This window comes from Aeromonas sp. MR19 (assembly GCF_963899305.1).
Taxonomy (GTDB): Bacteria; Pseudomonadota; Gammaproteobacteria; order Enterobacterales; family Aeromonadaceae; genus Aeromonas; species Aeromonas bestiarum.
Genome location: NZ_CAWQWZ010000008.1, coordinates 43260 through 58799, shown reverse-complemented (window position 1 = coordinate 58799; position 15540 = coordinate 43260). Strand labels below are relative to the sequence as shown.

The window sequence follows — 15540 nt, the reverse complement described above, 5'->3', positions numbered from 1 at the left end:
CCTTAGAAATATCCCTGACGCTTCTTCTGCTCCATGGAGCCAGCCTGATCATGGTCAATCAGCCGCCCTTGCCGCTCGCTCGAGGTGGTGAGCAGCATCTCTTCGATGATCTCCGGCAGCGTGGTGGCATCGGATTCGATGGCCCCGGTCAACGGGTAGCAACCCAGGGTGCGGAAGCGCACCAGCTCCTGCTTCACTTCATCTTCAGGGCCTATGGGCATGCGCTCGTCATCCACCATGATCTTGATGCCGTTGCGCTCAACGACCGGACGCACGGCGGCAAAGTAGAGCGGCACTATGTCGATGTTCTCGAGATAGATGTATTGCCAGATGTCGAGCTCGGTCCAGTTGGAGAGCGGGAACACCCGAATGCTCTCCCCCTTGTTGACCTGGCTGTTGTAGACGCGCCACAGCTCGGGGCGCTGGTTTTTCGGATCCCAGCGGTGGGACTTGTCGCGGAAGGAGTAGACCCGTTCCTTGGCGCGGGACTTCTCCTCGTCGCGGCGGGCACCGCCGAAGGCGGCATCGAAGCCGTGCTGGTTGAGCGCCTGCTTGAGCCCTTCGGTCTTCATGATGTCGGTGTGCTTGCCGCTGCCGTGCACGAAGGGGTTGATCCCCATGGCGAGGCCATCCGGGTTCTTGTGGACGATGAGATCCAGCCCGTACTTTTTGGCGGTCTCGTCGCGGAATTTGATCATCTCCTTGAACTTCCAGTCGGTGTCGACGTGCAGCAAGGGGAAGGGGATCTTGCCCGGATAGAAGGCCTTGCGGGCCAGGTGCAACATGACGGAGGAATCCTTGCCGATGGAGTACATCATCACCGGGTTTTCAAATTCGGCAGCCACCTCGCGGATGATGTGGATGCTCTCGGCCTCCAGCTGCTGCAGATGTGTCAGTCTTTCACGGTCCATGTCGGGTCCTCTGGTCTGGCTAACGCGCCGGGTCAGGGCGCGATTCGGGTTCAGGTCGGTGCCGCTGTCGCAGCACCGTCAAATCGGTTCTTTGCTCTGCAGGCTCACGCCAGATGCACCAGCTTGAGATCACTGCCATTCAGGTCGCCGGAGCTACCCGCCTCATCGCCACGCTTTTCACCAAACCAGGCCAACCGGTCGCGCAGGGCAACCACCTCGCCGATGACGATGAGCGACGGGCTCACTGCCTGCTCGGCCAGCACGGCCAGGTCAGCCAGGGTGCCGGTCAGCACGCGCTGACGGGCCGTGGTGCCCCGCTCTATGATGGCGATGGGGGTTTGACTGTTGCGGCCATGGCTCACCAGCTGCTGCTGAATGTGCTCGGAGCGCATCAGCCCCATGTAGACGACCAGGGTCTGGTTGGTGGTGGCGAGCTGCTGCCAGTCGGGCTCCTTGCCCTCCTGCTGGCAGTGGCCAGTAATAAAGACGGCGCTCTGGGCATGGTCGCGGTGGGTGAGCGGAATGCCGGCATAGGCGGTGGCACCGGCGGCGGCCGTGATGCCGGGCACCACGGAGAAGGGGATCCCCTCTGCCGCCAGCACCTCCAGCTCCTCACCGCCACGGCCGAACATGAAGGGATCGCCCCCCTTGAGCCGCACCACACGGTTGCCTGCGCGGGCATGCTCCACCAGCAGACGATTGGTCTCCTCCTGGGGCACGCTGTGGGCACCGGCCTTCTTGCCGACCGACACCAGAGTCGCATCGCGGCGCACCAGCTCCAGGATCTCCGGGGAGACCAGCTGGTCATAGAGCACCACTTCCGCCTGCTGAATCTGTTGCAGCGCCTTGAGGGTCAAGAGGCCAGGATCGCCGGGCCCCGCCCCCACCAGAACCACCTCGCCCACCTCGGTCTGGGCCTTGTCGAGCCCTTCGTTCAGCCAAGTCTCGGCGCTCTGCCAGTCCTGCTTTTCGATGAGGCCGGCCAGGGTATTGGAGGCAAAGGCGCGCTCCCAGAAGCGGCGGCGATCGGAAATAGATGAGAGCACCCGCTTGGCCTTGTCACGCACCCGGCCGGAGAGTTCGGCCAGACCGCCGAGATGGCGGGGCAGCAGGCTCTCGAGCCGCTCGCGCAACAGGCGCACCAGCACCGGGGCCTTGCCACCGCTGGAGACGGCGACCATCAGGGGAGAGCGATCTATGATGGAGGGAAAGATGAAGCTGGAGCGCTTGGGGTCATCCACCACATTGACGAACAGACCGAGCTGGTTGGCGCTCTGATAGACGAGGGCGTTGACCTCGAGATCGTCGGTAGCGGCCACCACCAGGATCTGGCCGGTCAGATGAGCCGGGCTGAAACGTTCGACCAGATGGGTAAAACGGCCGGCAAATTCGGCGAATGCGGGTTCAATCTCGGGAGAAACCAGGGTCAGCCTTGCTCCTGCGGCCAGCAGCAGGCGCGCCTTGCGCAGGGCCACCTCGCCCCCACCTACCAGCAACACGGGGCGGCCTTCCAACCTGGCAAACATAGGTAAATAATCCATTTCGGCCCATCCCTTGGAACACGACTAATATGGGGCGACTATAGGCAGGGCTGCTTATCCCTCAAAATAATAAAAAATGCTTTTTAATGCGTTTTAGTAATTAGCAAAGCCGTATGATGACAAAGGCGAACGAACATCCTTGTGGTGCTCGGCGCCAGGCCATAGGCTAGTGAAAGTGTTTCATAAGGAGCTTAATAATGAATGAGTCATTGATTGTGCTGGGGATCTTCGTGTTCTTGGTGATCATCACCCTGAGTGCCGGGATCAAGATAGTGCCGCAGGGCTACAACTGGACAGTGGAGCGCTTCGGCCGCTACACCCGCACCCTCTCCCCCGGTCTCAACCTGCTGATCCCCTACGTGGACAGGGTCGGCCACAAGATCATCATGATGGAGCAGGTGCTGGATATCCCGGCGCAGGAGGTGATCTCCCGCGACAACGCCAACGTCACCATAGACGCCATCAGCTTCGTGCAGGTGGTCGATGCCCGCAAGGGGGCCTATGAGGTCAACGATCTCCCCAGCGCCATCCGCAATCTCACCATGACCAATATGCGGACCGTGCTCGGCGCCATGGAGCTGGACGAGATGCTCTCCCAGCGCGACACCATCAACGAGAAGCTGCTGCGCACCATGGATGCCGCCACCGCCCCCTGGGGCATCAAGGTGACCCGGATCGAGATCAAGGATGTACGCCCGCCGCTGGCGCTGGTGGAAGCCATGAACGCCCAGATGAAGGCAGAGCGCCAGAAACGGGCCGAGGTGCTGGAAGCCGAAGGGGTGCGCCAGTCCAAGATACTGAAAGCCGAAGGCGAGAAGCAGTCCCAGATCCTCAAGGCCGAGGGTGAGCGTCAGGCCGCCTTCCTCGCCGCCGAAGCGCGGGAGCGGGCCGCCGAGGCGGAAGCCAAGGCGACCCATATGGTCTCAAAAGCTATAGCGGAAGGGGATATGCAGGCCATCAACTACTTCGTGGCCCAGAAATACACCGAAGCGCTGGCCCGCATAGGTGAAGGCCCCAACAGCAAGATCATCATGATGCCGCTGGAAGCCGGCAGCCTGATTGGCTCGGTCGCCGGCATGGCCGAGCTGTTCAACAAGGACGGCAAGAGTAGCAAGTCATGACAGCCCTGTTCGAGGGGCTGACCCACTGGCACTGGCTGGGGCTCGGCTTCGTGCTGCTGGCCATAGAAGTGATGAGCTCGGTGGGTTTCCTGCTCTGGACCGGCATAGCCGCGCTGGAAGTCGGCCTGATCCTGCTGCTGTGGCCCTTCGGCTGGCAGGCGCAGTTGCTGCTGTTTGCGGTGCAATCCCTGCTCACCACCTGGGCCTGGTGGCGCTGGCAGCACCGGCAGGACAGCTCGGGTCAGGATGCCGCGGCCCCCATCAATGAGCGGATGCAGAGCTATCTGGGCCGTGAGTTGACCCTGCTGGATGATGTGGTGCAGGGAACAAGCCGGGTGCATCTGGATGACACCGTCTGGACTGTGCGCAGCCCAGTGCCGCTCACCGCGGGCAGTCGGGTCAAGGTGGTGGGGGCGGACTCCCACATCCTGCTGGTGGAACCCTTGCCCTGAGGCGCACGAGTATCACCACGCACATCCGATAAAAAGGGCTCCACGGAGCCCTTTTTCATTGCCTTGCCGACCTGCGCCGGCGTGCCTAGAAGGCGTCGCTGTCGAGGGCGGTGCGCAGCAGATCCTTCCAGCTGATGATGCCGACCAGGGCGCCATTTTCCAGCACCGGCAGGCAGGAGACATTCTTCTCCAGCATCATCTTGACGCCGTCGCGCACTGGCAGCTGGGGAGCTATGGTGACGGGGTGGCGACTCATGATCTGGTGGGCGCGCCGATTGAGGGTCTCGGTATCTCGGCTCATCTCGGCCTCGGAGTCGAGGTAAGGGCTGATGGCGCGGAACAGATCCCGGTCCGAGATGACCCCCACCAGCTCCTCCTCCTCCAGCACCAGCAGGTGACGAAAGTGAGCCTGCTCGAAGATATCCTTGATGACAGTGAGTCTGTCATCCATGGAAACTGTGGCGACCCGGGTCGTCATTATGTCCCTGATAAGCATGCTAACCTCCCCAACCCTGGCTGATTTCTCTGTTATGGCATGTTTTTGCCCCCCCAGCCAGTGGGAGCCCCCCACCTCAAGTGCAAATCTGCGCCATTTCACGTAAGATCCGCGCCAGTTTTTCTCCTCCATTTGAGCAAGCAGACCCCATCCATGATAGTTGCCAGTCAAATCGAACTGATCCGCGGCGGCCGCAAGCTGCTGGACAACGCCTCCGCCACCATACACCCGGGCCACAAGGTGGGCCTGGTGGGTAAAAACGGCTGTGGCAAGTCCACCTTTTTTGCACTGGTACGGGGCGAGCTGGCCATCGACAGCGGCAGCTTCAGCCTGCCCGCCGGCTGGCAGATCGCCGGCGTCGCCCAGGAGACGCCGGCCCTTGACTGCTCCGCGCTGGAGTACGTGATCGACGGCGACAAGGAGTTCCGCTCGCTGGAGGCCCAGCTGGCCCAGGCTGAGCTGGATGACAACGGCATCCTGGTGGCCGAGCTGCACGGCAAGCTCGACACCATAGGCGCCTACAGCATTCGGGCCCGCGCCGCCGAGCTGCTGCACGGTCTGGGTTTCAGCGACGATCAGCTCGCGTCACCCGTCAGGAGTTTCTCCGGTGGCTGGCGCATGCGCCTCAACCTGGCCCAGGCGCTGCTGTGCCGCTCCGATCTGCTGCTGCTCGATGAACCGACCAACCACCTGGATCTCGATGCCGTCATCTGGCTGGAGAAGTGGCTCAAGGGCTATCAGGGCACGCTGGTGCTGATTTCTCACGACCGCGACTTCCTCGATTCGGTCATCAGCCGCATCATCCACATCGAGAACGGCAAGCTGAACGAATACACAGGCGGCTACTCCGACTTCGAACTGCAGCGCGCCGAACAGCTGGCCCAGCAACAGTCCATGTACGAGAAGCAGCAGCGGGAGGTATCCCACATGCAGGCCTATGTGGACCGCTTCCGCTACAAGGCCTCCAAGGCCCGCCAGGCCCAGAGTCGCCTCAAAGCCATGGAGCGGATGGAGAAACTCCTGCCCGCCCACGCCGACTCCGAGTTCAGCTTCGAGTTTCGCGAGCCGTCGGCCCTGCCGACCCCGCTCATCGCCATGGAGAACCTCAGCGCCGGTTACGGTGACAAGGTGATCCTGGAGAAGATCAAGATGAACCTGGTGCCGGGTTCGCGCATCGGTCTGCTCGGTCGCAACGGCGCCGGCAAGTCCACCTTCATCAAGATGCTGTCGGGCTCCAATCCCCCCCTGTCTGGCAAGCTGGAGGTGAGCGCCGGGGTCAGCATAGGCTACTTCGCCCAGCATCAGCTGGAGACACTGCGCCTCGACGATACCCCGCTCGATCACCTGGCCCGCCTCGCGCCGGACAAGTCCGAGCAGGAGCTGCGCAACTATCTGGGCAGCTTCGGCTTCCACGGTGACAAGGCGCTCGACAAGGTGGCCCCCTTCTCCGGCGGCGAGAAGGCGCGGCTGGTGCTGGCCCTCGTCACCTGGCAAAAGCCGAACCTGCTGCTGCTGGATGAACCGACCAACCACCTGGATCTGGAGATGCGCCACGCCCTGACCATGGCGCTGCAAGGCTTCGAGGGCGCCATGGTGGTGGTCTCCCACGACCGGCACCTGCTGCGCACCACCACGGATGACTTCTATCTGGTGCACGGAGGCCGGGTCGAAGCCTTCGACGGCGATCTGGACGACTACCACAAGTGGCTCGGCGAGCAGGAGAAAGAGGCCAACGCCAAGCCAAGCGACGGCATCATCTCCGCCAACTCGGCGCTGGCGCGCAAGGATCAGAAGCGGCGCGAGGCGGAGTTCCGGCAAGCGACCCGGCCCCTGCGCCAGAAGCTGGAGAAGCTCGAAGCCAGCATGGAAAAACTGCAGACCCGGCTGGCCGCGGTGGAAGAACAGCTGGCCGATCCCGCCATCTACGAAGAGAGTGCCAAGAACAAGCTCTCCGAACTGCTCAAGTCCCAGGGCCCCATCAAGGAGGAGCTGGAAGGGGTGGAGCTGGAGTGGATGAGCCTCTCAGAGGAGCTGGAAACCATGGAGCAGGCCTTCTTTGCGTGACGAACAGCTGATGGCGGCCGAGCGGGTCGCCGTGCACGAACTGCCGACGCCGCTGGGCTTCTGGCACTGGAGCGGCAAGGTCTATGGCGAGCGCAGCCAGGACTGGCTGACCGTGCAGGCGCAGGGCGGCAACGTCAATCTGGCGCTCTTGCTGCACCGGCTGGATCAGACCGACATCCAGGTCGACCTGACCGATCTGCAACCTGCGCTGGTGCAGACCGAAGCGGTACTGACCCCCTGGCGTACCCTGCGCCAGAGCGCCAAGTCGCGGCTGGATGAGGAAGAGTATCAGGCCATGCTGGCCCACGAGCTGGAGCTGGAACGGCTGCAGCAGGGCGTCCTGCTGCAGACGCTGCGCAGCCTCACCCTGTTTCGGGGCAAGAGCCACAATTTGTTGAACTATCTATCGTTACTGGGGGCTCAGCAGGGCCCCCTCAGAGATCTAATATGCTGAGCTATCGCCACGCCTTTCACGCCGGCAACCACGCCGACGTGCTGAAACACGCCGTTCAGGCCCTGATCATCGAGTCCCTCAAGAAGAAGGAGAAACCCTTCATAGTGCTGGACACCCATGCCGGCGGCGGTCTCTACGACTTGCGCGGCGACTGGTCCCAGAAGAAGGCGGAATACGCCGACGGCATAGGCCGGCTGTGGGATGAACGGGCCCAGTGGTCTGCCATGGCCCCCTATCTCGGCGTCATCGAAGAGATGAACCCCGGTCAAGAAGGAAACGGTGGCGAGCTGCACTACTACCCCGGCTCCCCCGAGCTGTCACGCCGCCTCGCCCGCGAGCAGGACAAGCTGGCGCTGATGGAGCTGCACAACAACGAGGTGGAAGACCTGCGCGCCAACATGGGCTACGACCCTCGTGTCGCCGTCCACCACCGTGACGGTTTCGAGGGGCTGGTAGCCCTGCTGCCGCCGACCCCGCGTCGTGGACTGGTACTGATAGACCCGCCCTATGAGCTGAAGGAAGATTACTTCGCCGTGGTCGATACCCTGAAAAAGGCGCAGAAGCGCTGGGCGACCGGCATCTATGCGCTCTGGTATCCCATCCTGGGTCAGGAGGCGGACAAGTCTCGCGACATGCTCAAGGCGATCAAGCGGGAGAACTTCGGCAACGTCCTGGTGGCCGAGCTGGAAGTGGCCGGTCAGACCGCCGATTGGGGCATGAACGGCTCAGGCATGCTGATAGTGAGCCCCCCCTGGATGCTGGCCGAGCAGATCGAAGCCTTCTTGAAACCCTTGTGCGCCAAACTGGCCCAGGGCGCCGGTGCCCACTACAAGGTCGAGTGGCTGAACAAGGCCGAGGATTAATCCCGCGCCCACGCTGCAACCGAGCTTAAAAACAAAAAGCCCCATCATGGGGCTTTTTCTATTGGTGCGGCGGCCTGTGTTTGTGCGACAACCGGTACAGCCCTTATGCGCGGGCGGGCAGATCCTGTTTCAGCGCCAATATCAGCAAGGCCAATATGGCAAAGGGCGGTGCCAGGCAAAGCAGCACGCACAGGAAGGTGATGAGCACGGGATGCCGACTCTTGCGACGGGCCAGTCGCCAAGCAAGGACGCCGACGATGATCATCAGCAGCAAGATGAACTGCCCAAACAGGGTAGAGTTGATCGTCATGAAATCTCCTTTTTCATGGAAAAAGCCCAGTCTAGCGGTGTGACGGCCTTGGGCAAGGCCCCATCATGGTGGCAGATCCATCCCCCTTGATAGGTTCTCCCTATCCAACCATTAGATGAGAATGATTTTCATTTGATGTCATTCTGGCGGATACTGCTGTCATCACCAGAGGGAGCCACCATCATGAAAAAGACCATCAGCTTTGCCGCCCTGCACTTCATCGTGGCCTTTACCCTGGCTTACCTGCTGACCGGTGAGCTGCTCACCGCCAGCCTGATCGCCCTGATAGAGCCCGCCGTCAACACGGTCGCCTTCTACTTCCATGATCTCGGCTGGCACAAGTTCAAGCCCAGCCACAGCCTGCAGGCCAAGACCAGCAGCTTCGCCCTGGTGCACTTCTCCGTGGCCTTCGGGGTCGCCTACCTGCTGAGCGGCGAGCTGCTCACCGGCGGCGTGATGGCGACGATAGAGCCCGCCATCAACACAGTCGTCTTCTTCTTCCACGAGCGTCTGTGGCGCGCCCGCCAGCAACTGGCGCTGGCATAAGTCCGGGCCTGCACCGGATCAGCTCTGCCAACCGGGGCCGCCAAGTGTGAAAAAGCGCTCGGCGGCCCTGCAACATTGTGCTCTAGTAGCCGGGTATCCCACTCTTTTTACTGGAGTCTTTCCGATGAACAAGCTGCTGCTTGGCCCCCTTATCTTTGCCCCTCTGCTGGCCTGTGCCGCTACCCCTTCCTTCGACTGTGCCAAGGCCCACGGCGCCGCCGAACAACTTATCTGCGAGAATGCCGGGCTGGCGGCGCTGGATAACGAACTCGCGGCGCTCTACCCCAAGGCGATCGCCAATTTCTCCGCCGAACAGGCGAAGACGGAGAAGGCGATGCAGCGCGGCTGGATCAAGGGTCGCAACGAATGCTGGAAAGACAGGGATCCGCGTCAGTGCATCGACGCCAGCTACCAGATGCGCATCACCGAATTACAGGTGAAAGGTGGCCAGCTGACGGTGCCGACGCCAGTCGATTACCAGTGCGGCAACAAGGTCACCCTCTCCACCTACTTCTACAACGATGCCAAGCTGCCCGCCGCCGTGATCAACCTGAGCGAAGGGGATAGCCAGCAACAGGTGCTCGCCTATGAAGCCCCCAGCGCCAGCGGCGCCCGTTATGAAGGGCAAAACCTCACCCTGTTTACCAAGGGGGGCGAAGCCAGGCTGGAGCGTGTCGGCCAGCCAACTCTCACCTGCACGCAGCGCTAATCCAGAAGCCGATCACTTGGGGGCGGCGGCATCCACGCCGCCTTCTCCTGCCCGCCCCCTCTGCTCTCGCCATATCTATTAATTTATTGATCTTGCTCAGAAATAACTCACAGCCCCCTTTTCCCCCATCCAAGGGGCGTTACTATAGCCAAATGGCAACACACACCTCGTCGGAGTCTCCCATGAGCCATGCCAACCCCATCCCGTTGGTGAAACGCAGCAGACTGGAGGCTGAAATTCAGGGGCGGTAGCCTTGCCAGCGCTTGCCTCATCACTGTTGTTATACACAGTCGTAATGCTGGAGCAAAAAGAGGAGGTCAAGCGAACACGTTCAGTTGCAGAGACCAGTAGGTAATAGATTGATTTAAAATATAATTGTTGATGCCCTATATCAGGGCGGAGCGGAGTTAGATGGAAGGCACTACTAACGCGTTAGTACCGCCTTCCATCTAATCACTGTTATGCTTCCATTCTATTCACTATTTGAGGTTTATTTTGTATACGAAAATTAACAGTAATATCGATAACATAATAATTAACTTGAATCCACAGCATGTCTCAACATACGATTGGTTGAAAAAGAATCTTCATTTATGTGATGTCTCTGTAGATTTGAATTATCAGAAAAAATATAGAAGTTATTGGGTTATGAGGTATATATCGCCAGATTCAAAATTCAATGATAGTTACTTTAAATACTTAGAGGAACATAAAAACGATACTGAAATTGATTTCCTAAATGTGTGTCAGAGCCTTAGCAACTTAACCGTTGATGCTAATCACTCGAAAGAAAGCTTTCAGTTTTCATTCATCACAAAGCTCATACACATGATTGATAGTTCGTTTCCTATATTCGACTCTATGGTCAGAGATTTTTATCGTCTGCCTACTATTTCTGGTAATGATATTGCTGATAAAATCATTAAATCTGATGAAATTATTAACACTCTAAAAAAAGAGCAAAAGTCAGTTTTACTGAATGGTTCATTAGATAATTCAATATTGAAATTTAAGTCTAAATATCCTAAATCACTTTTCAGCCAAGAGAAAATTTTAGACTCATTAATTTTGGCTTACATTTCACAAGCTAAAAAAGCATAACAAACTGTTCAAGAGGGATTCGCAACGCGTGGCATTTTTACTATGCGTTGAGTTTAGTGATTAAGGTGGTATGCGGCGGTTTTGGTATTGCGCTGCTCACCCCTTAACAGGGCGTTAGAAGTCTGTAGGTTGATTGCGAGATATTTAATGAATAAATATAAAGACCAGCTAATTCAGATTGGTACTGACACTGATAGGCAGTACTTGCTTGATCTTCAGAGAGATCCAAATCTGGCGAAAAATGTTAGTGTTGTGTATATATATACATTGGTTGGTAGATCGATCGAATATCCTGAAAAATCAGGTAATGTAATTTATATTGGAGAGGCTTTTCGGCCATCAGAGCCTACTGGTAAGCGATTTGCACAGCATATTAGTACAACTGCCAAGACTGGTGGTGATTCTGGAACAATCTATTCGTTGTCCCGTTATTATTGGAATGGCCAGTGTATCCGCTTAAGGGTGTTCATCCTCGACGAAAATGAAAATAGAGAAGATATAGAACGTCGGTTTTTGAGGGTACATGTAAAGGAATTTGGTGCATTACCTATCTGTCAAGGTACAACAGGTGAGAACTATAAAACTACAGATTTGAATGCATTAGAATTCTCGCACGAAATTCAGGTTCTTACAGCGTAATGCTTCTAACAAGGCGCGGCAGCCGATGAATTGTATGTGGCATTTTTTGGCATTCGCTGCGCTCATTTTATGCCAAAAACCACCACATACAATTCACTGCTGAGCTTAGTGTTATGCAGCATGTCATCAGAGGAGTAAAATTTTAGCTCAATTAAAGAATTCTTGTTTGATATTCAAACGAGCGAGCAGAAAAATGGATTCGCGAAAGGTTAAGTGATGATCAGCTTGATGAAGACTCGGATAAGTGGCAGCACTTGGCAAGTGAATATTCGAGTTATCAAGACCATTTATTAGAGAAGACCGAATGGGAAGCCGAACTAAAATGGTTGAAAGAAAATAGTTCGCCCAATATTCATAGGTTTTTTTTAGGTGAGTTAAATGCGTTTAAAACAATGGCTGAAAGAAATTTCAGCCATGCAACTAAAATGGCTTTCATGTTGCACTAAAATATCGTTGTTAAAATGTCGCATGCCTACGCAGTGACCCTTTTGGAATCATTTCTGGGTGACATTTTAAAAGCTCTGATTACCGAGTGAGAAGACTTTTTGCATAATGCAATCAGAAATGTAGAAGAAGTAAGTAAAACGAAATATTCGCTTGCTGAACTGGCTGAACTGGCTGAACTGGCTGAAACAGATTTAAGCATTTGCAACTTAGCTTGAAAGCACGCTACAGAAATTTTGTTTCATAACATTCCTAAAGTGAAGAAAGTTTATGAACAGGTTCTTGGTGTAAAATTACAGCTCGATATTTACAAGGTATCTAAAATCACCATTTTACGGCATGCTATTGTACACAGAAATGGCTACAGCAAAGATAACAAGCCAATTAATTTAAATGCTCAAGATCTTTATCAGGCAATAGAGGATATCAGAGAGTTCACATCCTCACTGCAAAAACAGATCAATGCGCTGTAGCTTGCATAACAAGGCCAGGCACGGTGACGGCTTTTCCGGCTTCGCCTTCACTACAAAGCCGCGTGTGCTGGCGGCGTTAATTATATAAAGTACGGAGTATCAATGGAAAAAAATATTGGGGCACCCAACTTTTCCAACTAGACACCACTCAGTTGGAAATCTCTGCCATCAATAATGTGGGTGTCCCAAATACCGCATTATTGAATGACGATGTATTACAACCTATTCATTGATGTCAAATACAACAGGAATAATAACAAATGAAAACCAAGGTGATTGTAGGATGCACTTTCTTTTTTATGGCAGCATTAATCTACAAATTAATTACTATAACATTAATCCTACTCCATGCCTCACCTGTGACTCTTCCACCAAATAATCTATACATTCATTATAATAAAGCAGAGAGTGGACACATTCAGGTCGAGGGCACTTGGTTCATCAAAGGTCAAGAACAGGCATTTCCCTTACAGTTTTCCACAATAGAATGCCATGGGGAAACAAAGAGTTGCTCAGGTGCTACAGCCATCGTAATGGGTGGCGATATGCTCCATGTATTTCTTGATTCCTTTAAAATACTAGAATGGGATGATACTCACGTATCCTTTGTTGATAGTTCATCATTTTGCGTTGATTATTTATATGAAATAGACCTCATTCAAGAAAAAGTTACAGGTATAAGAAAGAAAAAGAATAGCACCCAGTCTTGTTCCGGAATGGACGCTACTCTATACATGGAGCTAAGAAATGGCATTGATGCAGGTTCCTCATATGTTAAAAATAAAGAAAGTAACTTATGGGAAGACATAAAATCAATTATATTCCTCTTAAGGAATCTTTAACTTTAAAAATAAATACTGGGACACCCACCTTATCCAGCTAGACACTACTCAGCTCGTAGGTTCGAATAGCGAAGTGTATTCGGACAATCGCGAATAAATCGGCCCCCCAAAAAAATCCGGAGAACCCACGATCTCGATAGCAAAATTTCCTGACAAGGCGGAGTTCCTCTGCCATTCACTGATTAAGTGGACGTTATTTTCATCCAGCTGGAATAAACAATGAAATATTCATTAAATTGGAAACAACCATTACTCTCCATGAGCAAGCGGCTCTTTATATTTATCACATTAATTTTTGCCGGATTTGTTGCCCTAAGTACATACAAGACCCAACTCGACATGGAGTTTGGCTCTTGGCTCTCTTACCAATATTTAAAAATCCTGCTAGCATCCTTTGTTGTATTGTTCGTAATGGCTCAAGCGTCCAGATTGTTTTCCGTCGAATTGAGATCTGAGGATGTAGTAGGTAGAAACCGATTTTTCCGAAAAGTATCCATACCATATACCGAGATGGTGGGGGTCAGCATGGGAAAAGTGCTTATCGTCGATTGCATGGTCATTCGAACCAACAGCCTCAAGCGTATTTACGCCCCTTTTGAACTGGACGATTTTCAAGGTCTTTCTGATAAAATCGATGCCAAGTTAAAGCATCGAAATACATCAAGTAGTGATTTTTAATTTCTGGCATCTACAGATCAACTAATCACCTGACACCGGCCTTAAGGCGGTGTCTTGCTGTAACAGATACCGGCAATAGTCTTATTATCATGACCAATTCAATCCAAGCTCTCGGCTAGGTCTATTTTCGTTTACAGAGGTCTGGGCCCCGCCCTTTCCAATACTCTATTAAAAAGCCCCGCATCGCGGGGCTTTTTGTTATCCAGGGTGGCCGACTCAGTTGACGGCGACCGGCTCGCCCAGCGCATCCGGCGGAGTCTGGAACTCGCGCTCGGCTTCGTCGAAGCGATCCAGCATGGCCTTGGAGGGGGCCTTGTCCAGCAGGCTGAACACCAGGATCGCCAGACCGGAGAAGAGGAAGCCCGGGATGATTTCATAGAGCCCCAGCCAGCCAACCTGCTTCCAAACGATGACGGTCAGGGCACCGACCAGCATGCCCGCCAGGGCGCCGTTGCGGGTCATGCGCGACCAGAGCACTGAGAGCAGCACCACGGGGCCGAAGGCGGCACCAAAGCCTGCCCAGGCGTAGCTCACCAGCCCCAGCACCCGGTTCTCCGGGTTCATGGCAACGGCGATGGCGATGAGCGCAATCACCAGCACCATCATGCGACCGACCCACACCAGCTCTTTCTGGGAGGCGTTCTTGCGCAGGAAGGGCTTGTAGAGATCTTCCGTGATGGCGCTGGAGCAGACCAGCAGCTGGCAGCTCAGGGTACTCATCACGGCCGCCAGTATGGCGGAGAGCAGCACGCCGGCAATCCAGGGGTTGAACAGTATCTTGGAGAGCTCGATGAAGACCCGCTCCGGGTTGCCGGTGACGCCGGCAGCCTGCTCGGTGAAGGTGGAGAAATAGGCCAGGCCGAAGAAGCCGATGGCCACGGCGCCGCCGAGGCACAGCACCATCCAGGTCATGCTGATGCGGCGGGCATTGGCCATGGAGTGGTGGGAGTCCGCCGCCATGAAGCGCGCCAGTATGTGGGGCTGGCCGAAGTAGCCCAGGCCCCAGGCCATCAGCGAGATGATGGCGATGAAGTCCAGGTTCTTGAACATGTCGAGGTTGCTGGCGTTCTGCGCCGCCACCTGCACCATGGCGGTGTCTATGCCGCCCACCGCTATGATGACGAACACCGGCGTCAGGATCAGGGCGAAGATCATCAGGGTGGCCTGCACCGTATCGGTCCAGCTCACCGCGAGGAAGCCACCGAAGAAGGTGTAGGTGATGGTGGCCGCGGCACCGACCCAGAGGGCGGTGTCATAGCTCATGCCGAAGGTGCTCTCGAACAGGCGGGCACCGGCCACCACGCCGGAGGCGCAGTAGATGGTGAAGAACAGCAGGATCACCAGGGCGGAGAGGATGCGCAGCACCCGGCTCTTGTCCTCGAAGCGGTAGGTGAAGTAGTCCGGCAGGGTCAGGGCGTTGCGGTTCTTCTCGGTGTGAACCCGCAGCCGACCGGCGACCCAGCGCCAGTTGAGATAGGCCCCCAGGGTGAGGCCGATGGCGATCCAGCTCTCGGAGATGCCGCCAATGAAGACAGCGCCCGGCAGGCCCATCAAGAGCCAGCCGCTCATGTCGGAGGCCCCGGCGGAGAGGGCGGTGACCCAGCTCCCCATGCGGCGGCCGCCGAGTATGTAGTCATCAAAGTTGCGGGTGGCGCGATAGGCGATAAAGCCGATCAGCACCATCCCGAGGATATACACCAGAAAGGTGATAAGCATGGGTGTACTGGCTGTCATTCAAAACTCCGTTATGTGACGTGTGTACCCGTTCTGACGACGGGCTCTTCCTTAAAAAACCGCCCTAGCTTAATCAGCAGATCCCATGACCTCAACCACTTTTAACAAATAAAAAACACAATATAAACGTTTCATCTTTAACTAACGAACCACTCAAGGAGC

16 protein-coding genes are annotated in these 15540 nt (G+C 55.6%); 11 read left to right on the top strand and 5 right to left on the bottom strand.

Annotation, left to right across the window (positions count from 1 at the left end):
• Positions 1–2 precede the first annotated feature (2 nt).
• Together cysD and cysG are read right to left on the bottom strand one after the other, a co-directional pair.
• Positions 3–947, bottom strand: coding sequence for a sulfate adenylyltransferase subunit CysD (gene cysD / locus AACQ95_RS04825; RefSeq protein WP_257982474.1), 945 nt, complete (start codon positions 945–947; stop codon positions 3–5).
• A 68-nt stretch (positions 948–1015) separates the two neighbouring features.
• Complete coding sequence (gene cysG, locus AACQ95_RS04820) at positions 1016–2452, bottom strand: siroheme synthase CysG (protein ID WP_241280771.1); 1437 nt, start codon at positions 2450–2452, stop codon at positions 1016–1018.
• A 197-nt stretch (positions 2453–2649) separates the two neighbouring features.
• Here cysG and AACQ95_RS04815 point away from each other — a divergent pair, with 197 nt between their 5' ends.
• Entirely contained in the window at positions 2650–3573 is a 924-nt protein-coding gene (locus AACQ95_RS04815; RefSeq protein WP_043138703.1) for an SPFH domain-containing protein, read from the top strand.
• Complete coding sequence (locus tag AACQ95_RS04810; protein ID WP_042869488.1) at positions 3570–4025, top strand: NfeD family protein; 456 nt, start codon at positions 3570–3572, stop codon at positions 4023–4025. Before AACQ95_RS04815 ends, AACQ95_RS04810 begins: the two co-directional genes overlap by 4 nt.
• Before the next feature lie 85 nt (positions 4026–4110).
• On the opposite strand, the gene AACQ95_RS04805 is transcribed toward AACQ95_RS04810, so the two are convergent.
• Positions 4111–4521 (bottom strand): CBS domain-containing protein, encoded by a 411-nt coding sequence (locus AACQ95_RS04805; RefSeq protein ID WP_043138697.1) that lies wholly within the window; start codon positions 4519–4521, stop codon positions 4111–4113.
• A 153-nt stretch (positions 4522–4674) separates the two neighbouring features.
• On the opposite strand from AACQ95_RS04805, the gene AACQ95_RS04800 reads away from it, so the two are divergent.
• From AACQ95_RS04800 to AACQ95_RS04790, 3 genes are read left to right on the top strand one after another with little or no spacing between them, the layout of a single operon-like run.
• Positions 4675–6585, top strand: coding sequence for an ABC transporter ATP-binding protein (locus AACQ95_RS04800; RefSeq protein WP_043557662.1), 1911 nt, complete (start codon positions 4675–4677; stop codon positions 6583–6585).
• Positions 6578–7039, top strand: a complete 462-nt coding sequence (locus AACQ95_RS04795) for a DUF2390 domain-containing protein (RefSeq protein ID WP_043557661.1) — start codon at positions 6578–6580, stop codon at positions 7037–7039. Before AACQ95_RS04800 ends, AACQ95_RS04795 begins: the two co-directional genes overlap by 8 nt.
• On the top strand, positions 7033–7902 hold the full coding sequence (locus tag AACQ95_RS04790) for a 23S rRNA (adenine(2030)-N(6))-methyltransferase RlmJ (protein ID WP_241280769.1): 870 nt from the start codon (positions 7033–7035) through the stop codon (positions 7900–7902). Before AACQ95_RS04795 ends, AACQ95_RS04790 begins: the two co-directional genes overlap by 7 nt.
• A 103-nt stretch (positions 7903–8005) precedes the next feature.
• Here the strand turns inward: AACQ95_RS04790 and AACQ95_RS04785 are convergent, their stop codons facing one another.
• Positions 8006–8212, bottom strand: coding sequence for a hypothetical protein (locus AACQ95_RS04785; protein WP_241280767.1), 207 nt, complete (start codon positions 8210–8212; stop codon positions 8006–8008).
• A gap of 183 nt (positions 8213–8395) precedes the next feature.
• Here AACQ95_RS04785 and AACQ95_RS04780 point away from each other — a divergent pair, with 183 nt between their 5' ends.
• The 6 genes from AACQ95_RS04780 (at position 8396) to AACQ95_RS04755 (ending at position 13644) form a co-directional block, all read left to right on the top strand.
• Positions 8396–8758 carry a DUF2061 domain-containing protein gene (locus AACQ95_RS04780; RefSeq protein ID WP_241280766.1) on the top strand — a complete coding sequence of 121 codons (363 nt, stop codon included), beginning with the start codon at positions 8396–8398 and terminating at the stop codon, positions 8756–8758.
• A gap of 124 nt (positions 8759–8882) precedes the next feature.
• Positions 8883–9467: an MliC family protein gene (locus tag AACQ95_RS04775; RefSeq protein WP_241280764.1), complete on the top strand. Its 585-nt coding sequence runs from the start codon at positions 8883–8885 to the stop codon at positions 9465–9467.
• 573 nt (positions 9468–10040) lie between these two features.
• Positions 10041–10568, top strand: coding sequence for a hypothetical protein (locus tag AACQ95_RS04770; RefSeq protein ID WP_241280763.1), 528 nt, complete (start codon positions 10041–10043; stop codon positions 10566–10568).
• Between the two features lie 147 nt (positions 10569–10715).
• Entirely contained in the window at positions 10716–11207 is a 492-nt protein-coding gene (locus AACQ95_RS04765) for a hypothetical protein (RefSeq protein WP_241280762.1), read from the top strand.
• 1177 nt (positions 11208–12384) lie between these two features.
• Complete coding sequence (locus tag AACQ95_RS04760) at positions 12385–12966, top strand: hypothetical protein (protein ID WP_241280761.1); 582 nt, start codon at positions 12385–12387, stop codon at positions 12964–12966.
• Between the two features lie 219 nt (positions 12967–13185).
• Positions 13186–13644, top strand: a complete 459-nt coding sequence (locus AACQ95_RS04755) for a hypothetical protein (RefSeq protein ID WP_241280760.1) — start codon at positions 13186–13188, stop codon at positions 13642–13644.
• Between the two features lie 216 nt (positions 13645–13860).
• Here AACQ95_RS04755 and putP read toward each other — a convergent pair whose 3' ends face one another.
• Complete coding sequence (putP, locus tag AACQ95_RS04750) at positions 13861–15378, bottom strand: sodium/proline symporter PutP (protein WP_241280759.1); 1518 nt, start codon at positions 15376–15378, stop codon at positions 13861–13863.
• Positions 15379–15540: the final 162 nt, after the last annotated feature.